Origin of the sequence: Mycobacterium sp. SMC-18 (assembly GCF_045310895.1) — a bacterium.
Taxonomy (GTDB): Bacteria; Actinomycetota; Actinomycetes; order Mycobacteriales; family Mycobacteriaceae; genus Mycobacterium.
Genome location: NZ_JBJIAL010000013.1, coordinates 1 through 22,903, shown reverse-complemented (window position 1 = coordinate 22,903; position 22,903 = coordinate 1). Strand labels below are relative to the sequence as shown.

Sequence of the window (22,903 nt, the reverse complement as noted above, 5' to 3'; positions counted from 1 at the left end):
ATCAATTGGTTCACCAGCGTCGCCAATTACAACGTTAGCAAAACTAACGATATGCCCGTAATGGCTGTGGGAGAAACCACACCTATTGTTCAGCGCTCGGAGGTCGATTGCACCTGCGGCGGTGCGATCGGCGGCGCCACCTTCGCGCCCGCCTGCGTTTCGTACGCGCCCTCGTCACGGCCGAGAGCGATGGTCGCGGCCGCCATGGCACCGATGGACACCACGAGCGCGACGGCCTCGGCGCCGGTCGTGTCGAAGCCCTCACCGAGCACCAAGGCGCCCAGTACGACGGCCACCACCGGTTCCAGCACCAGCATGGTCGGCACCGACGTCTGCAGCGCGCCGGCATGGAACGCCGACTGCTGCAGTACGGTCGCAACCGCTCCCAAGATGATGAGCAGGTACGGCGCCGGCGTCGTCAGCAAGCCGAGCCAGCCCCGGTGCTGCAGGATCGCCATGAAGATCTTGGTGACGACCGCGACGACACCGAACAGCACGCCGACGCCGACGGCCAGCAGGACCGCGCGAGCCCAGCCGCTGCACCGCAGCGCCAACAGCACGCAGCCGATGATCACCGCGGCGCACACCGCGGCGACCAGCACGATAACCCCAGGTGAGGCCAGGTGTTCGTCGCGTTCAGGCCGCGCCAGGACGACGAATCCCGCCAGTCCGATGGTCAGCAATCCGGCCCACAACCACTCGCCGCGCGTCACCCGGCGGTGCGCCTGGCGGGCACTCAGCGGCAGCGCGAACAGCAATGCCGAGACCAGCAGCGGCTGCACCACCAGCAGGGATCCGTGTGCCAGCGCCAGCGCCTGGAAGACATAGCCTGCGACGGCCGCAGCCGTCCCGGCCCACCACAGCCGGCGGCTCAGCAGCGTCGACAGCATGACGACGCTGACGCCGTGTTCGGGCGGCACGTCGATGGTCGCGCGCTGGCGCACCACGATGCCGACGGCCGCGCAGACGGCCGCGCACAGGGCGAAAAGCACCACCAGTCCGTGTTGGATCAACGGAGGCGTCCGATCAGCGTGGCCGCGTACCGCGCCACAGGGCTCACCGGAAACATCACGCCCAAAGGGTAGTCGAGCGGGACTATCTGTCCCACTCGCGAACCGTGCGACCACCGACGCGGGCGACGGTTCGCTCCGTCGAGCGTGGGCCTCGGCGCGACCGAACCCGGCATGTCGCCTCGTCAGGCCACACGCTCGGCGCAGCACCCACGCAACGCGCCGTGCATCGACTTAACGAAACCTTAAATATCTCTTATTTTTCTTAGACTTGAGGTACGGTCGATGCCATGCACACCAGGATCGCTCTCGTCACCGGCGCTTCCCGCGGCATCGGCGCCGCCGTGGCCCAGCAGCTCGCCGCGCCGGACACCCACGTCCTGGTGAACTACCGCGAGAAGGCCAAACGCGCCAACACCGTCGTCGACGGCATCCTGGCCGCCGGCGGCCAGGCCTCCGCGATCGGCGCCGACGTCTCCGACGCTGCCGCGGCCAAAGCCATGATCGACCGGATCGACAGCCGGTTCGGGCGCCTGGACATGCTGGTGCTCAACGCGTCGGGCGGCCTGGAGTTCGGCGCCGCGCCCGACTACGCGATGCGCCTCAACCGCGACGCCCAGCTGCGGCTCGTCGACCTCGCGCTGCCCCTGATGCCCGCCGGCGCGCAGATCGTGTTCGTCACCAGCCACGAGGCCCACTGCTACCCGCACCTGCCGGTGCCCGACGCCTACGCCCCGATCGCCGCCAGCAAGCGCGCCGGCGAAGACGCGCTGCGGGCGCTCCGCCCCGAATTCGACCGGTGTCGAATCGGATTCACCATCGTCTCGGGCGACATGATCGAGGGCACGATCATCGCCAGGTTGTACGAGCGCCGCGATCCCGAAGCGGTCGGCGCGCGCCGCAGCCGGGGACCGCTGCCGACCATCGAGGAATTCGCGTCCGCCATCACCGTCGCCGCCACCGGACGCGACCTGCGTGACACCGTGTACGTCGGCGGCGAGGACCATCTGGTCCGGCCGGCGTGATCAAGGCTCGAGAATCACTTTGATGGCCGTGCGCTGATCCATCGCCATGTAGGCGTCGGCAACTTGCGCCAGCGGCAGCGACAGGTCGAACACCCGGCCGGGTTCGATGGCGCCGGACAGCACATCGGGCAGCAGTTCATCCAGGTACGGACGGACGGGTGCGATGCCGCCGGCGACATGGATGTTGGTGCTGAACAGTTGCTGCATCGGCAGTTCGGGGGCGCCGGCCGGCACCCCGACGAACCCCAGAGAACCACCGGGACGGACCGCCCCGAGTGCCTGGTGCATCGAATCCTTGGTGCCGACGCACTCGAGCACGCAGTCGGCGCCGACGCCCCCGAGCAGTTCCTCGATGGCCGCGATCCCGTCATCACCGCGTTCGGCGACGATGTCGGTGGCACCGAAGGCCCGGGCCAGCTTCTGCCGGTCTTCGTGCCGGGACATCGCGATGATCCGTTCCGCACCAAGGCGTTTCGAGGCCAGCACCGCACACAGCCCGACGGCGCCGTCACCCACGACGACCACGGTGGCACCGGCGTGCACGTTCCCCGACCGGGCGGCGTGGTGGCCGGTGGACATGACGTCGGCCAGGGTCAGCAGGTGCGGGAGCAGTTCTGCGTCAGGCGATTCCGGCACCTTGACCAGGGTGCCGTCGGCGAAGGGCACCCGCACGTACTGGCCCTGCGCCCCGTCGAGCGCCTCGCCGGTCTTGGCGGTGCCGCCCCACACCCCGAAGTTGACGCACGAGGTGGTGATGCCGTTGCGACAGTGCACGCAGGTGCCGTCACTGTCGGTGAACGGCGAGATGACGAAGTCCCCGACGCGCACATCCCTGACCTCGGCGCCGACAGCTTCCACGACCCCGATGAACTCGTGGCCGATCGGATGCGGCGCAGGCGTCGGACGCACCCCGCGGTACGGCCAGAGGTCCGAACCGCACACGCAGGTCCGCACCACGCGGACCACCGCATCGCCCGGTGACTGAATCGTCGGATCGGGGCGCTCCTCGAATCGAATATCGCCCGGCCCGTGGATGATCGTGGTCTGCACGGCTGTCCCGCCCCTTTCAGGTGTCGAATCCGACCCCTGAGTCTTGCCGAATCAGCCCGTCGGCGCGAGTACCAGTCCGCCGGTGGCGGCCGGAGCGGGTGCCACCGGCGCCGGAACCGCGGCTGGTGCCGCGGCGGGCACCGCTGCCGGAACCGCCGCGGGCACGGCCACCGGAACCGCTGCGGGTACCGCGGCCGCGACGGGAGCGGGGGCCGGCAGTGCGACCGGAGCGACGGCCGGCGCGGGCACCGGAGCTGGAGCGGGCGCCGGGGCCGGCGGCGGCACCGGAGCGCCCACGCCCAGCACGCGCAGCAGGTCCGGCTTCATGGCCTGCAGCTGCTGGCCCCAGTAACCCCAGCTGTGGGTGCCGTCCTTCGGGAAGTTGAAGACCGCGTTGCGGCCACCGGCCTGCTGGTACACCTTCTGGAAGTCCCGGTTGGAGCTGATGGTCAGGTTCTCCAGGAACTGGGCGCTGTAGAGGATGCCCAGGTCGCCCGGGGTGTCGAGGTCGGACGGCGTGCCGTTGCCGCAGTACACCCAGACGGCGGTGTTGTTGGCCACCAGCTGCCGGACGTTGACGGTCGGGTCGTTGCGCTTCCAGGCCGGGTCGCTGGCGATACCCCACATCTGGGTCGGGTTGAAACCGCCGGCGTCCTTCATGGCGAAGCCGATCAGCGTGGGCCACAGACCCTGGGACGGGTTGAGGAAGCCCGAGAGCGAGCCCGCGAAGATGAACTGTGCCGGGTGCCAGATCGCGAGCGTCAGCGCCGAGCCGCCCGACATCGACAGGCCGACGACGGCGTTGCCGGTCGGCTGCACGCCCCGGTTGGCGGCCAGCCAGGCCGGCAGCTCCTGGGTCAGGAACGTCTCCCACTTGTAGGTGATGACGCCATTGTTGTTGGTGGCCGGCTGGTACCAGTCGCTGTAGAAGCTGGACTGCCCGCCGACCGGCATCACCATCGAGACGCCGGACTGGTAGTACCACTCGAACGCGGCGGTGTTGATGTCCCAGCCGCTCGCGTCGTCCTGGGCGCGCAGGCCGTCGAGCAGATACACCGCGTGCGGTCCGCCGCCCTGGAACTGGACCTTGATGTCGCGTCCCATCGCGGGTGACGGAATGTTCAGCACCTCAACCGCTTTCGCGGCCGCATGCGCCTGCGGGGCCACCGCGGGCATCGCCATTGCCGGAACCGTCAGGGCAGCGACAGCCGCCACCGCGAGCCGCCGCAGTTTCGCGCCGTAATTCTTGCCAAGAGTCGCCAACACGAGTGAAAACTAACGCCGCGCCGCGCCGGGCCGTTCGACCAACGCGCGGCGTGATCGCCTCGTTACCAAGGCGTTTGGCTATCGAGTCCAGAACCCGTCACGCCGCGCCGTGATCGGTGCCGTCACTGACGACGGTGACGTCGTCGCGGGTGCACGGTTCCTGGTGCCAGTCCCCGAACGGGTCCGAGTAGCCGGCCCACGTGTCGCGTGCCGCGAATTCCTCGTCGGTGAGCAGGGCGTCGTTCAGCGCAGCGGTCACATCGCCAGGACGGGCGCCGCACACCAGGATCGTCATCGCGGTGTGCCGGTCACCGAATTCGTTGTCCCACATCAGGTCTGCCAGCGCACGACGTTCGCGGTCCACGTAGGCCGCCTCACTGACGGTCATCGCGGCGATCCAGCGGCCGGCGTTGCTGACGCGCAGGCCACCGCCGGCCGACTCCAGCCACATGACGTGGCCGGGCCGGTTCGCGAGCCACATCCGGCCTCGCGTCCGGATCACGCCGTCCAGGAGGTGATCGATGGCGTCGTGCAGACGCTCGGGGTGGAACGGCCGCCGCGCGTTGAACTCGACAATCTGAACGGGCCCTTCAGGTTTCAGGCTGGGTTGTCCCGCGAGCAGCGGCCCGTGCGGCTCGTCGGCGCGCCCCAGCCGGGCGTCGGGCCACAGCGCGCGCAGCGCGTCCTCGACCAGGTCGGGCCCGGTGACGAGCTGTGCCCGCGGCGCCAGCCGGCGGCATACCGCGAGCAGCACGGGTTCGGCGTGGGTCACGACGAGGACGTCGGCGAATTCGGCCTGCCCCACTGCCACCTGCGCGACGGTCCGGCCGTCGGGCAGTTCGTCGTCACCCAGCGCGTCGGTGAGCCAGTCGCCGGCTTCGATGCACGTCACCACGCCCGCGATCACGACGTCGAGGGCAGCCGGTCCGTCGATGTATCCCGGACCCACCCGAACTCGAACATGGTTGATGGCCCAGCAGATCGGCTCGGGTTCCATCCACGGCTCCAGGTGGACGACGATGCGGTTGACGTCATCGCGCCGATGCAGCAGGCGTAAGTAGATCAGCAGGTCATTACGGACGGTGCAGGACACGCAGCCGTGGGCCAGTTCGAGCGCCGCCACGGTTTCGTTGACGATGCCGTGCGGCGCGGTGACGGTACGACGGCGCACGACGTGACCGTCGAATTGGTGCTCGACCAGCACCGTGCCCGGCGCCTTCAGTAGTTCTTCGGTCACGTAACCGGTCGGTCCCTGACCAGCCACGATGATCACCGGCGTCCGCATCGCCAACCCCTTATCGACAATCATTTTCAGTTCCGTCGGCCATCACGCTACAGTGGCAACCGACACTTGTCGAAAACGATTTTCATTAACGATAGGGCGGACACATGTCAGCGCACTGCCAGGTCACCGGGCGCGAGCCCGGTTTCGGCAACACGGTTTCGCACTCGAACCGGCGCACCTCGCGCCGGTGGAACCCCAACATCCAGAGCAAGACCTACTACTTGCCCTCGGAAGGCCGGCGCATCCGGCTCCAGGTCAGCGCCAAGGGCATCAAGGTGATCGACCGCGACGGCATCGAAGCCGTGGTGGCGCGGCTGCGCCGGGACGGGGTGCGAATCTAGATGTCCCGCACCGATATCCGCCCCGTGGTGAAGCTCAAGTCCACCGCGGGCACCGGCTACACCTACGTCACCCGCAAGAACCGGCGCAACGATCCCGACCGCATGGTGCTGCGCAAGTATGACCCCATCATCCGCAAACACGTCGACTTCCGAGAGGAGCGCTGAGCATGGCCAAGAAATCCAAGATCGCCAAGAACGAGCAGCGCCGGCTGCTCGTCGCCCGCCACGCCGAGCGCCGGGCCGAGCTCAAGGCCATCATCAAGTCCCCGGCGAGCACTGCCGACGAACAGTCGGCCGCCATGGCCGAACTCGCCCGCCAGCCGCGCGATGCCAGCCCGGTGCGGGTGCGCAACCGCGACGCCGTCGACGGCCGGCCGCGCGGCCACCTGCGCAAGTTCGGCCTGTCGCGGGTCCGGGTGCGCGAGCTGGCCCACGAAGGACAGCTGCCCGGCATCCGGAAAGCGAGCTGGTGATGGCGACCAAGCGCAAACCCACCCGACGCCCCGCCGCCGAGGCCAAGCGACCAGTGAAGAACATGCTGGCCAAGCTCGGCGTGGACCACCTCGACTACAAGGACACCAACAACCTGCGGTTGTTCATCTCCGAGCGCGGCAAGATCCGGTCCCGCCGCGTGACGGGCCTGACGGTGCAGCAGCAGCGACAGGTCGCCACCGCGATCAAGAACGCCCGTGAGATGGCGCTGCTCCCCTACCCCGGGATCAGCTGAACATCGTCAGCAGCGCCTGGGTCCGCCACATCGTCAGCCCGGCGAACAGGACCAACAGCACCGCCGTCACCGCGATCAGCGCCAGGAGTCGTTGCCGCGCAGGCACATACGCGAAGACCGCCGCCACCACGGTGCCGGTGACCAACCCGCCGACGTGCCCCTGCCAACTGATCGCCTGCGCGCTGACGGCGGGCAGCACGAAGGTGATCACGAGGTTGATGACGATCAGGCCGACGATGCCGCGGACGTCGAGCTGCAGCCGGCGGAACAACACGAACGTCGCGCCGAAGAGACCGAAGATCGCACCCGAGGCACCTGCTGTCGCCGAGTTCAGTGGCGACAGCAGGTACACCAGCACCGAGCCGCCGAGGCCGCTCAGGCCGTACAGCACGCCGAATCGCAACCGGCCCAGCCACTGCTCGAGCTGCGGGCCGACGGCCCACAACGCCCACATGTTGAACACGATGTGGGCCAGGCCGTAGTGCAGGAAGGCCGACGACGCCAGCCGGTAGTACTGGCCGTCGGCGACGGCGGGCGGCCACAGCACCAGATCCTGCTGCATCTGCACCGAGGTGTGCTGCAGCACGAACATCACCACGTTGACCGCGATCAGCGTGTAGGTGACCAGCGAACCCTTGGAGATGCGGCCGCCGAAGTGGGTCCGGGCCTGCCGCACCGACTGCTTGCCTTCGTTGACGCACTCCGGGCACTGCTGGCCCACGGCGGCTGCGGTCATGCAGTCCGGGCAGATCGGGCGGCCGCACCGGCTGCAGCTGACGTACGTCGGGCGGCTGGGATGCCGATAGCAGGTCGGCGTCGGGACGGTCATCAGTGAGCGTGATCTTCCGGGACTACAGCCGCCACAGGGCTTCCTGGCTGGTGCTGGCGATCAGCACCCCACCAGTGTCATACAGGGCTCCGGCGACCAGCCCGCGGGAGTCGGTGTTGTTCAGTCGGGTGACCTCGTACCGGTGCCAGTCACGCGGCACGAACGGCCGGTGGAACCACACCGCGTGATCCAGGCTGGCCGCGAAACCGTCACGCAGGCTCGCACCGTCGGGCCGCGCGACGGGCACCGGCCCGAAGTCCGACATGAAGGTCAGCGTGCACGCCCGGATCAGTGCATCGTCCTCGATCTCGTCTTTGGTGCGGATCCAGAACGGCGGCACGGCGAACGCACCCACGTCTTCCGGCCGCACCCGGATATCGAAGAAGTCGGCGGCGGTGAGGCTCGTCGCCTTGGACACCGCGGCGTCGAGCTCGAGGCCGCGCACCTCGGGGCGCTGCCAGTCGGCGCCGGGTTCGGGCACATGGAACGACGCGATCATCTCGAGGATCGTCTTGCCGTTCTGCTTCGCGGTGACGCGCCGGGTGTCGAAGGACCGGCCGTCTCGGGTCCGTTCCACGTGAAACTCCACGTCGACGCCGTACTGTCCGCCGCGGACGAAGTACAGGTGCAGCGACTGCGGCAGCTTGTCGGGTTCGACGGTGCGGCCCGCCGCACCGAGCGCCTGAGCGGCGATCAGTCCGCCGAACAGGGACCGGCCGGGCCCCTCGGTGGGCTGCGGTGCGATGAAGGTGTCACCGTCGCGCGCGAAGTCCAGGAGCTGGGCAATCCAGCTGAGCGCAGTAGAACTCATAAAGCGGCAGCGTATCCGCCAGTAGGGTCTGGCCGTGCGCCCCAGCCGCTCTGCCCTCTATCTGGCCACCGGCACTGGCATCGCCGTGTGGGCCGCAGGCGTCCTCTGGCTGGCCGTCGCACTGCATTCCGTCGACCACTACCTCGTCTCGTATTACCTCGCGGACTACCGGTTCGGTTTCATCCGGCGTGGACTCGCCGGGGAGCTCTTCGGTCCGGGCGACGACGCGGCATTCTTCGGGCGGGCCGGCGCCGCGCGTTGGGCCATCACCGCGCTGTACCTGTCTGCCCTGGCCGCCATTGCCGGCGCAATCGTGCGCACGGGCCGCTCGGAACGCCGGGTCATGCTGGCGTTGCTGGTGCCCGTGTTGCCGTTCGGTGTGCCGTTCGCGGTGTTCTCGGCGCGGCCGGACCTCCTCGGCGCGGCGGCGGTGGTCGCCCTCGCACTCGGTGTGGGCACCCGCCCGGCGGTGTCGTGCGCGGCGTACGGATTGCTCACCGCGGTCCTGGCGTTGATGCACGACGCGATTCCCCTCGAATTCGCGCTGGGTGCCGTCCTCGCGATCTATGCGCCGGCGCACGGACTCACCGCCGCGAGACGCGGGCGCTGCGCGGCGTTGGCGGTACTCCCGGGACTCGCGGTGGCCGGCCTCATCACGGCACTCACCCGGCGCGGGGTGGCCGACCGGCTGTGCGCGACGACACCCCACCGGCCCATGCGCATGATGGCGAGCTTTCACGATTTCCAGAACTTCGCCCGGACCGGCCGATTGCCGACACGCGACTTCCACGACTGGGCCTGCCGGTCGTACCTCAACACGTACCAACACAGCGTCCTCGACGAAATTCACACGGTCGCTGCGCGGGGCGCCGGCCAGATGGCGACCTCGCTGACGGTCGGCCTGATCGGTCTGGTGGCCTGCCTCGCGGCGGTCCAGTTCGTCGCCGGTGTGCCGATCCGCGACTTCCTGGGCGAATTCCGGGATCGCCGGGCCGCCGCGGTCCTTGCGCTGGCGCTGTATCTGCCGATATTCGTGACCGCATTCGACTGGATTCGGTGGATGCTGCTGATCGCCTTCAACGTCACCGTCGTGTTTCTGCTTTACCTGCGCGGCCGTCCGGAACTCGACCGACCACCGCCGTCGCGCGCGGCGTTCGTGGCGATCGTGTGCGCATTCGCCGCGTTGCCGCTGGGCCTGGCACCCGGCTGACGATCCGCGCCGGAATTCGCCGCCTAGGCTGAAGCGCATGGTTCAACGCCGGGGATTCAATGACGCCGTCACCCGTTTCTGGGGCTTCGCCGCTCCCGCCTACGACACCCAGGTGCTGCAGCGCTGGGTCTACCAACCTGCCCAGGACGAGGTCCTGGCACAGCTGCGGGCACACGACTCCCTGACCATCGCCGATATCGGCTGTGGCACCGGTATTTTCGCCGACCGGATCCAACGTGAGCTCAATGCCGTCGTCACCGGTGTCGACATGTCCGAGGGCATGCTGGCCCAGGCCAAGGCGCGGTCGTCGAACGTCACCTGGCTCACCGCGCCTGCCGAGGACCTGCCGTTCAACGATGGCGCCCTGGACGCGGTGGTGACGACGTCGGCGTTCCACTGGTTCGATCAGCCCGCCGCGTTGCGTGAGTTCCATCGGGTGCTCAAGCCGGGCGGTATCGCGGCCGTCACCACCATCAGCCCGCGGCAGGTGCTGCCGCTGCACGCGCTGTCGTCGCACATCCTGAACCCCGCCCACAATCCGTCCCCCGCGGAGATGAAGAAGCTCTTCGAGGACGCCGGGTTCACGGTGTCCGAGCAGCACCGGGTGAAGCGGCCGGCGTGGACGCTCATCGTGTCCGACCTGCTGACCGTCGGGACGAAGTAGCCGGCATGCCCGATCTGCACCCCGACGTCGCGGTCCTGGCGCCGCTGCTGGGCACCTGGGCCGGCACCGGTTCCGGTGAATACCCGACCATCGCTTCGTTCGACTACCTCGAAGAGGTCACGTTCGGACATGTCGGCAAGCCGTTCCTGGCTTACAGCCAGCGCACCCGCGCCGCCGATGACGGACGTCCCCTGCACGCCGAGACCGGCTATCTCCGGGTGCCCGCGCCCGGTCGCATCGAATGGGTGCTCGCGCATCCCACCGGCATCACCGAGGTCCTGCAAGGCACGATCAGCACCGACGGTGAGTTCGTGCTCGACCTCGCCACCACCGACATCGGGCGCACCGACTCCGCGAAAGAGGTTGACGCCCTGCGTCGTTGGTTCCGGCTCGACGGAGACACCTTGAGCTACAACGTCCGCATGGCCGCCGTGGGCATCCCACTGCGGCACCACCTCGCGGCTGTGCTGCATCGGAAGGACGCATGACGGAACCACAGACCGGCCGGATTCGGGTCCCCACCGACCTCGACTCGGTCACGGCCACCGGCACAGAAGACCACACCGACGTCGATCCGCTGGCGGTGGAACGCATTTGGCAGGCGGCACGGCACTGGTACGCGGCCGGGATGCACCCGGCCATCCAGGTCTGCCTGCGCCAGAACGGTCGGGTGGTGCTCAACCGCGCGATCGGCCACGGCTGGGGCAACGGGCCCGACGACCCGGCTGACGCCGACAAGATCCCCGTCGGCGTCGACACCCCGTTCTGCGTCTACTCGGCCGCCAAGGCGATCAGCACGACCGTGGTGCACATGCTCGTCGAACGCGGCGAGCTCGACCTCGACGCCCGCGTCTGTGATTACCTGCCGACGTACACCAGCCACGGCAAGGACCGCACCACCGTGCGGCACGTCGTCACCCACAGCGCCGGGGTGCCGCTGGCCACCGGGCCGCGGCCGGACCTCAAGCGGATGAACGACAGCGAGTACGCCCGCGAGATGCTGGGCAAGCTGCGGCCGATCTACCGGCCGGGCCTGGTCCACATGTATCACGGCCTGACCTGGGGCCCACTGATCCGCGAAATCGTCTCGGCCGCAACGGGTCGCAACATCCGGGACATCCTGGCCACCGAGATCCTCGAGCCGCTTAGCTTCCGCTGGACCAATTACGGTGTTGCGCCCGAAGACGTTCCGCTGGTCGCGCCGAGCCACGTGACCGGCAAGCCGCTGCCGGCGCCCATGGCGGCGGCGTTCAAGAAGGCCGTCGGCGGCACCCCGAACCAGATCATCCCGTTCAGCAACACCCCGGATTTCCTGACCAGCGTGGTGCCGTCGTCGAGCACGGTCTCCAACGCCGTCGAGCTCTCCCGATTCGCTGAGATGCTGTGTCGCGGTGGGGAACTCGACGGGGTTAGGGTGCTGCGGCCGGAAACGCTGCGCGCCGCGACCGCCCCGTGCCGCCGCCTGCGGCCCGACATCGCGGTGGGACTTCAGCCGATGCGCTGGGGCACCGGATACATGTTGGGCTCCAAGCGATTCGGCCCGTTCGGCCGGGACGCACCGGCCGCCTTCGGGCACACCGGGCTCACCAACATCGCGGTGTGGGCCGACCCGGCCCGGAACCTTGCCGCTGCCGTGGTCAGCAGCGGCAAGCCCGGTGGGCATCCCGAGGCCAACCGGTACCCGGCGCTGCTCGACACGATCGCCCGGGAGATTCGCCGGTCCGCGTAGCGGCGAAAAGTACGTGGGCTCATACGCGATGGCGATCTGCCGGTGATTGTTGAACTCAGGGACCGCTGACGGCCGCAGAAGGTACCTGAGTTCAACCACATTGGCACGAGCACGTTCTCACTGAAGCCGCGTACTTTCGCCGCCGCGGCAGCTCTCCAGACGACCTGTGCGATCCGGAGTACCGACTACGCCTTCGACGCGGCCTTCGCGAACAGGCGCAGCAGCACCTGGTTGATGGCGATCAGCGCCAGTTTCACCGGCGGGAACGACGCCGTCGAGGTCAGCGAGTAGTCGATGCGCGTGCCCGTGCCCTCGGGGGTCAGCCGCACCTCGCCCGCGTAGCCCGGGAACGGCACGCCGGAACGGGCCTTGTAGCCGAACACGTTGGGGGCGTCGAACGTCACGACCTCTTCGACGATCGCCGGCGCCGGCCCGGGGGCCGAGATGCGGCGGACCGCGCCCAGGCCGTTGGGTGCGGGGGTGCCGGGCTGGTCGATGGTCACGCTGATGCCGGGACCCCAGTTGGCCATGCCTTCGTGGTCGATCAGGGTCGCCCAAACAACGTCGATCGGGCGGGCAACAGTGGTGGTTGCAGTCGATTGCATGGACCGATCATGCCGCACCCCCGCGCAGGGCGCCTGGCAGGCTGTCCCCATGCCCGGCCCAATGCCCGAAGTACCGTTCCGCGACGACCACATCGAGCTCCTGCGCCGCCGCGCGCTCACCGAGGATGCCGCCCGACCGGACGCCGTCCAGCGCCGACATGACGCCGGCGGACGGACGGCCCGCGAGAACATCCACGACCTGGTCGACGACGGCAGCTTCGTCGAGTACGGCCGGTTCGCCATCGCCGCCCAACGGGCTCGCCGGGAGCTCGACGATCTGATCGCGCGCACTCCCGCCGACGGCCTCGTCGCCGGCACGGCCCACGTCGACGGCCACCCGTGTGCGGTGTTGTCGTACGACTACACCGTGCTGGCCGGTACCCAGGGCGCCCTCGGGCACCTCAAGAAGGACCGGCTGTTCGAACTGATCGAGCGGATGAAGCTGCCCACGGTGTTCTTCGCCGAGGGTGGCGGTGGACGCCCCGGTGACACCGATCATCCGACCGTGTCGTCACTGGACGTCCGCGCCTTTGCGCTGTGGGCCGGCCTGTCGGGCGTCGTACCGCGGATCGCGGTGGTCAAGGGCCGCTGCTTCGCGGGCAATGCGGTGATCGCGGGCTGTTCGGATCTGATCGTGGCGACCGAGGACACGTCGATCGGCATGGGTGGCCCGGCGATGATCGCCGGCGGCGGACTCGGCGACATCGCGCCGGATGCCGTCGGCCCGATCTCGGTGCAGGCGCCCAACGGCGTCGTCGACGTGGTGGTGCCCGACGAGGCCGCCGCGGTCTCGGTCGCCCGCCGGCTGCTCGGCTACTTCCGCGGACCCACCACACCCGGCACCGCGCCGGACCAAACCGCCTTGCGCACAATCGTTCCCGAGCGCGCCCGCCGCGCGTATCAGGTCGCGCCGATCTTCGAGACGCTCGCCGACGAAGGCTCTGTCACCTTCCTGCGGCAGAAGTTCGCCCCGGAGTTGGTGACCGCGCTGGCCCGGATCGAGGGCCGGCCGGTCGGGGTGCTGGCCAACAACACCATGGTCATGGCCGGTGCCATCACCGCGGCGGCGTCCGACAAGGCGGCCCGCTTCCTGCAGCTCTGCGATGCCTTCGGGATTCCCGTGGTGTCCCTCGTGGACTGCCCCGGATTCATGGTGGGACCGGCGGCCGAGGCCGAAGCACTGGTTCGGCGCGGATCGCGGCTGCTGGTCGCCGGCGCGGCCCTGCGCGTCCCGCTGATCGCGGTGATTCTGCGTCGCGGTTACGGCCTTGGCGCACAGGCGATGTGCGGCGGCAGCCTGCATGAGCCACTGCTGACCGTGGCCTGGCCGGGCGCACACCTCGGACCGATGGGACTCGAGGGTGCCGTGCGGCTCGGGCTGCGCAAGGAGCTCGAGGCCATCGCCGATGACGAGGCCCGCGAGCAGGCGGTACGGGATGCCACCGCCGCCGCGCAGGCCAACGCCGCCGCGCTCAACTCGGCTTCGATGTTCGAGATCGACGACGTCATCGACCCCGCCGAGACCCGGTCGCTGATCGCCGCGACACTGGCGACCGCGGAACCCGCGGGCCTGCCGCCGCGCCGGGGCTTCGTCGACACCTGGTGAACGGTCTCAATCCCGCACGCCGCGATACAGCTGACGACGCACGACGAACCGCTGCAACACCCGGTCGACGGTCCACGCCGGGAACCGGACGGCCTGTCCCCACGGCGTGAACACCTCCAGCCCGTCGGGCTGCGGACCGAGCACCGAACCCCACCGCACGGCCGGCGGCCGGTAGCGGCGCAGCTTGCGGGACCTCAACTGGGCGAGGACGTTTCGTGCCACCAGCGCACCGCCACCGTTACGGGCCGAGGTGCGCAACGGATCGGTGGCCGCGACATCACCGACCGCGAAAACACCCGGATACCCGGGCACCGTCAGCTCCGGGGTGACGCGGACGAAGCCGTCGTCGTCGAGGATCTCAGTAGGCAACCACGCCGTGTTGGGCCGCACCCGACCGACGGCCCACAACACCGCATCGGCCTCCCCGTCCGGTTGGCCGGTGCTGAATTCGATTGGTCCAGCGGTGATTTCGTCGCGATTCGGCGGCAGTACAGCGCGGTGCCCGAGATGCAGCCGGACGCCGAGTTCCGCCAACCGTTGCGCGACCCGCACCTGGGTCCCGACGTGGTAACCCGGAAGTATCTGTGCGCCAGGGAAATACAGGTCGACGACCTTGTCGGGCCAGCTGCGTGCCAGGTTCCCGGCACTGCTCACCGCCGTGGCGCCGCCACCCACGACGGCGATGCGCTGCGCCCGTGCCAGGCGTTCGTGGGTGTCATGCAGATCCGCCGCGACGTCGTCGGCGGTCTGCAGCGTCGGGCGGCGCCAGAACCCGTTGGTCGTTCCGGTCGAGATCACCAGCACATCGAACGGCTCGACCGTCTCGGTACCGTCAGCCGTCTCCACCGTGACCGTGCGGGCATCCAGGTCGGCGCCCGTCAGCGCCCCGTGCACGATCCGCACCGAATCCAGGCCACGGAATCTCCGGAAACCGATGAAGTAGTCCCGCGCCCAGGCGTCGGGCCGCGCGACGCGCATGCCGAGTTCCTGACCGCTGACCAGGCCGTCCTTGACCGAGATACCGACCACGTCGGCGTGCGGGGCCAGGCGGACAGCGGCGAGGATGCCGCTGTCCCCCAGCCCGGCGATGACGACGCGCCCCCGCACGTCAGGGCAGGATCGAGTCGACGTAACCGCCGTCGGCGCGCACCGCGGCGCCGGTGGTGGCCGACGACTGCTCCGAGCTGAGGTACACGACCATGTTGGCGATCTCCTCGGGCTCAATCAGCCTGCGCAGCAACGATTGTGGACGGAATTTGATCATGAACTCGCGCTGCGCCTCGTCCCACGGCAGGTTCTTGTCGACCAGCTGATAGACGAAGTCCTCGACGCCACCGGTATGCGTCGGGCCCGCGATCACCGAGTTCACCGTCACGCCGGTACCCGCCGCATCCTTGGCGAAACCGCGGGTCACCGCGAGCAGCGCGGTCTTGGACGTGCCGTAGTGGATCATCTCTTCCGGGATGACGATCGCCGAGTCGCTGGCGATCTGGATCGCGCGGCCCCACCCGCGCTCCGTCATCCCCGGGAGGTAGGTGCGGATGAGCCGCACAGCAGACAGCACGTTCACCTCGAAGTACCGCCGCCATTCGTCGTCGGTGATCTCCTGCGCCGGCGTCGACCCGAAGATGCCGAGGTTGTTCACCAGGATGTCGACATCCGGAAGTTGTTGGACGAGTTGGGCGACGCCGTCCTCGGTCGTGACGTCGGCGGCGACGCCGATGACGTCGGCGAATCCCTTGCCGGTGAGTTCGGCGACGGCCGCTTGGACGCGTTCTTCGCTGCGTCCGTTCACCGCGACGCGGGCCCCGCTGGCGGCCAGCCCTTCGGCGATGGCCAGCCCGATGCCCTGCGTGGAACCGGTTACCAGGGCGGTTTTGCCGGTCAGATCAATGTGCACAATCAGCCTCCAATGAATGTTCCGGTCACACAACGCTAGCGACCCCGCTGAATAATCCGTGGCATGACCGAACTATTGGTTCTGCACATCGCCAAGCGGGCGATCCTGGCCGTGTCCCTCGACGGTTCACGGGTCCGGACGCTGGTCGCCGATGTCGACGAGACGCCCGACGGCATCGTCGTCGATCAGGCCCGGGGCCACATCTACTGGACGAACATGGGCACGCCCGACCCCGAAACCGGCCGGACGTTCTTCACCCGTAACGGGTCGCTCGAGCGTGTGAACCTGGACGGTTCTGACCGGCGGACCATCGTGCCGCGGGGCGCGTTCACCACGGGTAAGCAGCTGACGGCCGACTTCGACGCGAGGTTGCTCTACTGGTGCGACCGCGAAGGCATGCAGGTGCTGCGCTGCCGGCTGGACGGCTCGAGCCTGGAGACGCTGGTGGTGGCGGGTAGCGGTCCGGATGCGCAAGACCCGCGGCACCACTGCGTGGGCATCGCCGTCGACCCGGTGCAGCAGTTGGTCTACTGGACGCAGAAGGGCGCATCCGACGCCGGCCAGGGCCGAATCTTCCGCTGCCGCACCGACATCCCGGTGGGGCACACCGCCGCGGGCCGTGCGGACATCGAGTTGCTGTGGCAGGACCTGCCCGAGCCCATCGACCTCGATCTCGACGCATCCGGAAACCTGGTCTGGACCGACCGCGGCGCCGAACCGAACGGCAACACGCTCAACCGCGGCCGGGTCCAGCCCACGGTCGGGACCTACGACATCGTGTCCCGCGGCTATCAGGAGGCGATCGGTCTGACCACCGCCGATGACACGACCTACTACGTGAGCGAGCTGCGCACCGGCGGCATCCGCGTCGTGAACCTCGCCGACGGGACCGACCGCGAGCTGACACAGCTGGGTCCTGGTGTCACCGGGGTTGCGCTGGCCGAGCTCTAGCTGGCCTGGATGAACGCCGCGATGCCCTGGCAGATGGCGTTGGCGTAGGTCTGCCACCCCTGCATGGTGGCCATCGCCGCGCCCTCCTGCGGGTTCTTCATGTTGCCGCACTCGACCAGGATCGACGGGTACTGAGCGAGATTCAGGCCTGTCAGGTCGGCCCGGCCGTACAGACCGTTGCTGCCGATGTAGGTCGCCGGCGTCAGCCCCGCGGCCACCATCTTGTCGCGCATGATCTGGGCGAAACGCACCGACGGCCCGGCCTGCACCTGGTTCAGCGGCGGCGCCGAGTAGTTGACGTGGAACCCGTGGCCGCCAGCGGGGCCCCCGTCGGCGTGGACGGACACGACCGCGTTCGGCCGTAGGGCGTTCGCCATCTCGGCGCGCTGGTCGACACACGGACCGAGAGCGTTGTCGTTGTTGCGCGACAGGTGGACCTGTACGCCGGCGTTCGCCAGCTGCTGCTGCATCAGCAGCACGACGTTCCAGGTGAACGAGTGTTCGGGGAAGCCCGCCGTCGTGGACGTGCCACTGGTCTGGCAGTCCTTGGTGCCGCCGCGGCCGGTGGGCACCTGCTTGCTGATCGACGAGTCATTGGCCCCGTTGTGCCCCGGGTCGAGGAACACGACTGCGCCGGCCAGACCAGCGGCTTTGGCCACGGGCGCGGTGAGTGACGACACAACGGCGGGCATACCGACCAGAACCGGCGCCGCGGCAGCCATTCTCAGCATGCGTCGGCGCGAGATGCAGCCGACGCCCTTACCTGCGTCGTCTCTTTCACACGGACTACTGGTCACTGATCGGATGCTACGGACCGAGACTGGGAACACCCCCGAGCGCCCTGACACGGTTCCGTCACGAAGCAATAACTTCTTTCGGGTTCGGCGTACGGTCGAGGCGTGGAGACGAATGTCGAGACAGCGGGTGTGGGGGCCCGAATCAAGGCCATAGCCGGTTGGGCCGCCACGCGCACCCGCAAGACCAGCCCATCACCACTGTTGCCGGCCTGGGAAGCCCCGCCGGCGCAGTACGGCGTCGGAGTGCACCACAACGTGGCGGTGCCGATGAGCGACGGCATCTCGCTGCGGGTGGATATCCACTATCCGACCGACCCGACGACGGGCGAGCCCGCTTCCGGCCCCTTCCCGGTGCTGCTGTCGATGACGCCGTACGGCAAGAAGGCACCCCCGCCGGCCGCCCAGATCGGTGGTGGCGCAACGCCGTACCTGATCCGGCGTGGCTACATCGAGGTGATGGCCGACGTGCGGGGTACCGGCGTGTCGGGCGGCTCCTTCGAGATGCTCGGACCGGAACAGGTGCAGGACGGCGTCGACCTGGTCAATTGGGCTGCCGCCCTGCCCAATTCGAACGGCCGTGTCGGCATGTTCGGCATCTCGTACCTGGCCATCAACCAGCTCATGACGGCCGCCGCGGTGGGTCCCGGCTCGCCGCTGAAGGCGATCTTCCCGGCGATGGCCGCCAACGATTTCTACCGCGACGTCGTCACCATGGGCGGCGTCCCGCACATGCGCACGGTCCGGGCCTACGGCGCCACCTACTCGCTGCTGAACGTCATCAACCCGGCGCTGGAGTTCGCGCATCGCGGTGGGCATGAAAGGCCAAGGGCCGGTGGTATTTCCGCGGTGCGCCAGCGCGGTCGCGACCAGCGCAGCTATTTCAAGAGCCTGATAAAAGACGCGATCGCCGGCGGTGACACCGCATTCGACGGCACGTTCTGGGACACCATGCGTCCCGCGGATGTGGTGCCGAAGATCGTCGAGAACGGTGTCGCGGTGTTTCTGGTGGCCGGCTGGCATGACGCCTTCCAGCGCGGCGCGCCCTTGAACTACGCGGCGCTGCAGAACACTTTCGCCGGGCGTCCTGCCGGCGCCGCCATGACCGCCGATCAGCCCGTCTCCGACAAGTTCCAGTTGATGGCCGGCCCTTGGTATCACGTCTCGGATCTCGATGGTCAGCATCTGCAGGCCTTGCAGCTGCGCTGGTTCAACCACTGGCTCAAGGACGACGACACCGCGGCCGTCACCGGTGCGCCGGTGCGCTTCCAGGCCATCGGCAGCCCTAAATGGTTCCGCACCAACGCCTATCCGTTCCCGGAGGCCACCCCGACGCGGCTCTACCTGGGTCTCGGCGGCGGCCTGCATGCCACCCCGTCGGCCGACGAGTCGATCGCCACGCTCCAATACCTTTCTCGCGGACCGGTTTCCGGGCGCAGCCTGGAGCAGTGGAGCCTCGGCATGGGCAGCTTCATGGTGTCGCAGACTGGCCGCAGTGTCCGGTACGACCAGGACAACTCCCGGCTGCAGCGCGACGCGCTGACCTACACCAGCGAAGCGTTCGATACCGAACAACTGCTCGCCGGTCCGGTCGGCCTCACGATCTTCGCCACCGCCGACCGCACCGAGACCCTGTGGGTGGCGCATCTGGACGACGTCTCCCCCGATGGCGTCAGCCGGCCGCTGACGCAGGGGGCGCTCCTCGGTTCGCATCGTGCCCTCGACCCCGAGGCGAGCTGGCTCCTGCCCGACGGCACCGTGCTACGGCCGCAACACATCAGCACCAAGGCGGCCGCCGAGCCCGTCGTGCCCGGTGAGCTGACCCGGTACGACATCGAGGTGTTTCCCACCGCGGCGCTCCTCGCCCCGGGCCACCGACTGCGGCTGACGCTGACGACGTACGACTTCCCTCATCTGGTGCCGACCCGCCCGCAGCGGACGGCCCTGGCGCGCGGGACGTATCGAATTTCCCAAGGCGGCGTCCACGCTTCGCACCTGGTCGTGCCATTGGCCGACCCGGCGGCGATGGCGCAGTCCTAGCGGCGGAAAGCTAGCCCAGGAAGCGCTGCGTGTAGGGCGCGAAGCGGGCCTTGAGGTCGTCGGGGTCGAGACCGAACATCTCGCACGACGTCTCGACCCGGCCCAGCCGGCCGCGTTGATGACCGGCCAGGTAGTCTGCCATCGCGTTGCGCTCGGTATCCGAAAGTTGTTCCTCGGCAAGAGCAAAGACGCTCGCGGCGGTGCCGAGATCGTCGGCCATGAAATCATCGAACCGGATGTCGATGGAGCGGTCCCGGCCGATGACCTCCCGGTCTCGGATCAGCGCGGCAAGCATGTGCTCCAGCCGCTGCACCCAGTACGAAGCGATGTGCTCGACGGGAACCGGGCTGCGGTGCATGCGCGCCGAGTAGGTGAGCATCGCGATCATCGACAGCACCACCGGTACGGGATCGCGGTGCGTGAAAACACCTACCACACCGGGTAATTCGGCGTTCAGCACCGGCAGTTGCTCGAGATGCTGCGGCGACTTGAGCAGCCAGCGCCGGCCGCCGCGCAGGTACTGCAGGGCTTTGAGCTGCGTCACCATGTGCCGGTAGTGCGGCGTCTGATCATGGGATTCGTAGTAGTCACGCCACGCGGGAACATCGGCCAGCGTCTCGAAGTACATCGTGGAAAAGTCGTTGGCCAGCAACTGGATTTCCTCGTGCACGTGGTCGGTGGTCATCTCGTGCATCAGCGGGAAATGCGGCATGACGATGTTCATCACGTTGACCGCCACGTCCATCCGCGTGCGCCGCGGGTCCGGCTCGATACCGGCTTCGGACGCCAGCGGGAAGGGCTCCATCGACTCCCAGTAGGGCAGGGTCCGGAAGGTTCCGGCGGCCGCCAGCAGGTTGTGCAGGTGTGTGGTCCCGGTACGCGGCAGGCCGACGATGACCACCGGGGGCAGCAGTTCGATGTCGTGAATCTCAGGGTGCCGCTTCAACAGATCGGTCAGCAGCAGCCGGTTCTTCAACAGCTGCAGCAGCTGGCCGTAGAAGTTGACCACGCCCGGGCCGTTGAAACCGTCGATCTGCCGGAGCGCGCCCAGCAGCACCTCGAGGCGTTCGCGGTAGTCGGTGGGGCCGAAGTCGTCGAGCCCGGTGTCGGCGCTCGCCTTGGCGTGCAGTGCGTCCGCATCGAGCGGACAGTCCGCCGCCATCATCGTCATCATGTCGCGGAACTGTTGAGCCTCGGCCGTGAAGGTGGGATGGGCCAGGTCATCGAGCCGGACAACGTCTGTGGTGTCAGTCACACCAATTATGTTACTATGAGTTCCGTAATGGCGAAAGAACTTGGTAGACCTCGTGATCGGCGCATCGACGACGCCGTGCTGGACGCGACCGTGAAACTCCTCGGCGAAGTCGGCTATGCCGCGCTGTCGGTGGACGCCATCGCCAAGCAGGCCGGCACCAGCAAGCCAGCGATCTACCGGCGCTGGCCCAGCAAGGCCCACCTCGTCCACGAGGCGGCATTCCCTGAAGGCATCGCCGCTGACCTGCCGGATACCGGCTCCCTCGCGGGCGATGTACGGGCGATGGTCCGCGACACCGTGGCGGTCCTCAGCACTCCCGCGGCCCGCGCCGCGCTCCCGGGACTGCTCGGCGAGATGACCGCCGACGCCACCCTGCACAGCGCCCTGCTGGACCGGTTCGCCGACGTACTCGGACCCGGACTGCATGCCCGCCTCGATGCCGCCGCCACCCGCGGTGAACTCCGCGCCGACGTGACCGCCACCGACCTGACCGAGGTCATCACGGGTATCGCCCTGCTCGCCGCCCTCACCCGCAGCGCCGCCCCCGATGACGACTGGATAGACCGCAACACCACACTGATCCTGAAAGGTATTGGCGCATGACCGAATCCGCTGCCGCATGGCGGGAACTCCTCGACACCCTTCGCGAGCTCGACACCTCTTTTCTCGAGGGTCCGCGCGCCGTGACCGACGACCGCCAGATCGCCGACGGTTACCGCATGCTCGCGACCGGACTCGGCGTCGCCCTCGACTGCTACCTGTTCCCCGAGCCGGGGCGGCCGCAGTTCGTCGCCGTCAACACCCCCACCCGGCATGACCGCCGCTGGGGCGGCGACAACACCGACGCCTACTACCACATGTGCCCGGTGGACCCGGAGCGCAAATACCGGATCTTCGGCAACAAGGGCGACAGCGTCTATCTCTCGCTGACTGCGTACAACGAGCCCTCGCCCGGTGCCTGGTCCAACCGCGTCGTCGCGATAATCCGTGACACCGACATCGAATTCGACGCCGACGGCAACTTCTCGTTCGAGCTCGGCCCCCTGCCCGACGCAGCCGTCTTCCTCACCCGCGACTACCAGGCCGACCCGGCAACGGGACGTCCGGTCACCTGGAACATCGAGGCACTCGATCCTCCGGAGCCGTTCCGCCACAGCGACGCCGCGACAGCCGCCGCGCTGCGGTCCAGCGCCACCTGGATCCGCACGCTGTTCGCCATCATGCCGATGCCGGTGGGCACGCGGGCCGTCGACGAAGCCAGCCTCGGACACGAAACCGCCCATCGCGCCAATGAATTCGCCGCGCCCTACCAGGTACCGGACGCCAACTTCGGCTGGTCGGCGCGCGACGCCTGCTACTCGTACGGCAGCTTCGTGCTCGCGGAGGACGAAGCGCTCGTCATCACCCACCGTCCGCCGGCCTGCCGGTTCTGGAACCTGGTGGTGTGGAACCAGTTCATGGCCACCCCCGGCGCCAGTGACGCCCGCAGCTCCCTGAACGGCTACAGCGCGGTGCCCAACTCCGACGGCACGGTGACGGTCGTCCTGTCGCGCGGCACCACTGCACACCCGAATTCGCTGACGACGCTGGACTATCCGCAGGGCAACCTGGCGTTCCGCTGGTTCCTGACCGATCAGGTGCCGGACCGCCCCGAAGTCCAGCTGGTCAAGATCGCCGACGCCCCCACGTCACCTTCCTGAGGGATTTGTGCACGATTTTCCGCGCCGGCCGCGGTGTTCTGTTTCAGGACATCGCTGACACATGGATGTCTCGGGACATCGCTGACACCTGAGTGAGGTTGTGGA

At 68.5% G+C, this 22,903-nt stretch carries 25 protein-coding genes; 14 read left to right on the top strand and 11 right to left on the bottom strand.

Annotation, left to right across the window (positions count from 1 at the left end; genetic code table 11):
• Window positions 1-89: 89 nt before the first annotated feature.
• Entirely contained in the window at window positions 90-1,013 is a 924-nt protein-coding gene (locus ACJH6J_RS13730; protein ID WP_212807660.1) for a DMT family transporter, read from the bottom strand.
• Window positions 1,014-1,300: 287 nt separating this feature from the next.
• On the opposite strand from ACJH6J_RS13730, the gene ACJH6J_RS13725 reads away from it, so the two are divergent.
• On the top strand, window positions 1,301-2,035 hold the full coding sequence (locus ACJH6J_RS13725) for an SDR family oxidoreductase (protein ID WP_406804057.1): 735 nt from the start codon (window positions 1,301-1,303) through the stop codon (window positions 2,033-2,035).
• Here ACJH6J_RS13725 and ACJH6J_RS13720 read toward each other — a convergent pair whose 3' ends face one another.
• The 3 genes from ACJH6J_RS13720 to mrf all read right to left on the bottom strand — a co-directional run bounded on the left by ACJH6J_RS13720 (window position 2,036) and on the right by mrf (window position 5,636).
• Window positions 2,036-3,085, bottom strand: coding sequence for a zinc-dependent alcohol dehydrogenase family protein (locus ACJH6J_RS13720; protein WP_406804056.1), 1,050 nt, complete (start codon window positions 3,083-3,085; stop codon window positions 2,036-2,038).
• 51 nt (window positions 3,086-3,136) lie between these two features.
• Window positions 3,137-4,267, bottom strand: a complete 1,131-nt coding sequence (locus tag ACJH6J_RS13715) for an alpha/beta hydrolase family protein (RefSeq protein ID WP_346415344.1) — start codon at window positions 4,265-4,267, stop codon at window positions 3,137-3,139.
• A 181-nt stretch (window positions 4,268-4,448) separates the two neighbouring features.
• Entirely contained in the window at window positions 4,449-5,636 is a 1,188-nt protein-coding gene (gene mrf / locus ACJH6J_RS13710; protein WP_406804111.1) for a ribosome hibernation factor-recruiting GTPase MRF, read from the bottom strand.
• A 104-nt stretch (window positions 5,637-5,740) separates the two neighbouring features.
• Between mrf and rpmB the strand changes: the two genes are divergently transcribed.
• Genes rpmB through rpsR form a run of 4 tightly spaced genes read left to right on the top strand, consistent with a single transcriptional unit; the run spans window position 5,741 to window position 6,704 of the window.
• Window positions 5,741-5,977, top strand: a complete 237-nt coding sequence (rpmB, locus tag ACJH6J_RS13705) for a 50S ribosomal protein L28 (RefSeq protein ID WP_061010101.1) — start codon at window positions 5,741-5,743, stop codon at window positions 5,975-5,977.
• Window positions 5,978-6,142: a 50S ribosomal protein L33 gene (gene rpmG / locus ACJH6J_RS13700; RefSeq protein ID WP_020099644.1), complete on the top strand. Its 165-nt coding sequence runs from the start codon at window positions 5,978-5,980 to the stop codon at window positions 6,140-6,142.
• Window positions 6,143-6,144: 2 nt separating this feature from the next.
• Window positions 6,145-6,450: a 30S ribosomal protein S14 gene (gene rpsN / locus ACJH6J_RS13695; protein WP_346415299.1), complete on the top strand. Its 306-nt coding sequence runs from the start codon at window positions 6,145-6,147 to the stop codon at window positions 6,448-6,450.
• Window positions 6,450-6,704 (top strand): 30S ribosomal protein S18, encoded by a 255-nt coding sequence (gene rpsR, locus ACJH6J_RS13690; protein ID WP_318984036.1) that lies wholly within the window; start codon window positions 6,450-6,452, stop codon window positions 6,702-6,704. Before rpsN ends, rpsR begins: the two co-directional genes overlap by 1 nt.
• Here the strand turns inward: rpsR and ACJH6J_RS13685 are convergent.
• A complete protein-coding gene (locus tag ACJH6J_RS13685) occupies window positions 6,697-7,533 on the bottom strand; it encodes a rhomboid family intramembrane serine protease (RefSeq protein ID WP_346415300.1) in 837 nt (278 codons plus the stop codon). The two genes, rpsR and ACJH6J_RS13685, sit on opposite strands and share 8 nt — an antisense overlap.
• Window positions 7,534-7,555: 22 nt before the next feature.
• Window positions 7,556-8,344: an acyl-CoA thioesterase domain-containing protein gene (locus tag ACJH6J_RS13680; RefSeq protein ID WP_346415301.1), complete on the bottom strand. Its 789-nt coding sequence runs from the start codon at window positions 8,342-8,344 to the stop codon at window positions 7,556-7,558.
• A 34-nt stretch (window positions 8,345-8,378) separates the two neighbouring features.
• Here ACJH6J_RS13680 and ACJH6J_RS13675 point away from each other — a divergent pair, with 34 nt between their 5' ends.
• Genes ACJH6J_RS13675 through lipE form a run of 4 tightly spaced genes read left to right on the top strand, consistent with a single transcriptional unit; the run spans window position 8,379 to window position 11,947 of the window.
• Window positions 8,379-9,554 (top strand): hypothetical protein, encoded by a 1,176-nt coding sequence (locus tag ACJH6J_RS13675; protein ID WP_346415302.1) that lies wholly within the window; start codon window positions 8,379-8,381, stop codon window positions 9,552-9,554.
• 37 nt (window positions 9,555-9,591) lie between these two features.
• The gene (locus tag ACJH6J_RS13670) at window positions 9,592-10,218 is read left to right on the top strand and encodes a class I SAM-dependent methyltransferase (RefSeq protein ID WP_029119202.1); all 627 of its coding nucleotides are present in this window, start codon (window positions 9,592-9,594) and stop codon (window positions 10,216-10,218) included.
• A gap of 5 nt (window positions 10,219-10,223) precedes the next feature.
• Window positions 10,224-10,706, top strand: coding sequence for a peroxynitrite isomerase (locus ACJH6J_RS13665; RefSeq protein WP_029119203.1), 483 nt, complete (start codon window positions 10,224-10,226; stop codon window positions 10,704-10,706).
• Entirely contained in the window at window positions 10,703-11,947 is a 1,245-nt protein-coding gene (lipE, locus tag ACJH6J_RS13660) for a lipase LipE (protein WP_346415303.1), read from the top strand. Before ACJH6J_RS13665 ends, lipE begins: the two co-directional genes overlap by 4 nt.
• Window positions 11,948-12,132: 185 nt before the next feature.
• Here the strand turns inward: lipE and ACJH6J_RS13655 are convergent, their stop codons facing one another.
• Complete coding sequence (locus ACJH6J_RS13655) at window positions 12,133-12,552, bottom strand: SRPBCC family protein (RefSeq protein ID WP_318984041.1); 420 nt, start codon at window positions 12,550-12,552, stop codon at window positions 12,133-12,135.
• A 61-nt stretch (window positions 12,553-12,613) separates the two neighbouring features.
• On the opposite strand from ACJH6J_RS13655, the gene ACJH6J_RS13650 reads away from it, so the two are divergent.
• The gene (locus tag ACJH6J_RS13650; protein ID WP_346415346.1) at window positions 12,614-14,158 is read left to right on the top strand and encodes a carboxyl transferase domain-containing protein; all 1,545 of its coding nucleotides are present in this window, start codon (window positions 12,614-12,616) and stop codon (window positions 14,156-14,158) included.
• A 6-nt stretch (window positions 14,159-14,164) separates the two neighbouring features.
• Here ACJH6J_RS13650 and ACJH6J_RS13645 read toward each other — a convergent pair whose 3' ends face one another.
• Window positions 14,165-15,265 (bottom strand): NAD(P)/FAD-dependent oxidoreductase, encoded by a 1,101-nt coding sequence (locus ACJH6J_RS13645; protein ID WP_212807668.1) that lies wholly within the window; start codon window positions 15,263-15,265, stop codon window positions 14,165-14,167.
• 1 nt (window position 15,266) lies between these two features.
• Window positions 15,267-16,058, bottom strand: a complete 792-nt coding sequence (locus ACJH6J_RS13640) for an SDR family NAD(P)-dependent oxidoreductase (RefSeq protein WP_212807669.1) — start codon at window positions 16,056-16,058, stop codon at window positions 15,267-15,269.
• Window positions 16,059-16,121: 63 nt separating this feature from the next.
• Between ACJH6J_RS13640 and ACJH6J_RS13635 the strand changes: the two genes are divergently transcribed.
• Window positions 16,122-17,009, top strand: a complete 888-nt coding sequence (locus ACJH6J_RS13635) for a hypothetical protein (protein WP_212807670.1) — start codon at window positions 16,122-16,124, stop codon at window positions 17,007-17,009.
• Here the strand turns inward: ACJH6J_RS13635 and ACJH6J_RS13630 are convergent.
• The gene (locus tag ACJH6J_RS13630; RefSeq protein ID WP_406774522.1) at window positions 17,006-17,740 is read right to left on the bottom strand and encodes an Rv3717 family N-acetylmuramoyl-L-alanine amidase; all 735 of its coding nucleotides are present in this window, start codon (window positions 17,738-17,740) and stop codon (window positions 17,006-17,008) included. The genes ACJH6J_RS13635 and ACJH6J_RS13630 overlap by 4 nt on opposite strands.
• A gap of 333 nt (window positions 17,741-18,073) precedes the next feature.
• On the opposite strand from ACJH6J_RS13630, the gene ACJH6J_RS13625 reads away from it, so the two are divergent.
• Window positions 18,074-19,843, top strand: coding sequence for a CocE/NonD family hydrolase (locus tag ACJH6J_RS13625; RefSeq protein WP_346415347.1), 1,770 nt, complete (start codon window positions 18,074-18,076; stop codon window positions 19,841-19,843).
• 10 nt (window positions 19,844-19,853) lie between these two features.
• Here ACJH6J_RS13625 and ACJH6J_RS13620 read toward each other — a convergent pair whose 3' ends face one another.
• A complete protein-coding gene (locus tag ACJH6J_RS13620) occupies window positions 19,854-21,017 on the bottom strand; it encodes a sulfotransferase (RefSeq protein WP_346415348.1) in 1,164 nt (387 codons plus the stop codon).
• Window positions 21,018-21,125: 108 nt separating this feature from the next.
• On the opposite strand from ACJH6J_RS13620, the gene ACJH6J_RS13615 reads away from it, so the two are divergent.
• Both ACJH6J_RS13615 and ACJH6J_RS13610 read left to right on the top strand, forming a co-directional pair.
• The gene (locus ACJH6J_RS13615; RefSeq protein ID WP_346415349.1) at window positions 21,126-21,701 is read left to right on the top strand and encodes a TetR/AcrR family transcriptional regulator; all 576 of its coding nucleotides are present in this window, start codon (window positions 21,126-21,128) and stop codon (window positions 21,699-21,701) included.
• Window positions 21,698-22,798 carry a DUF1214 domain-containing protein gene (locus ACJH6J_RS13610; RefSeq protein WP_346415305.1) on the top strand — a complete coding sequence of 367 codons (1,101 nt, stop codon included), beginning with the start codon at window positions 21,698-21,700 and terminating at the stop codon, window positions 22,796-22,798. The genes ACJH6J_RS13615 and ACJH6J_RS13610 overlap by 4 nt, the downstream gene beginning before the upstream one ends.
• Window positions 22,799-22,903 lie beyond the last annotated feature (105 nt).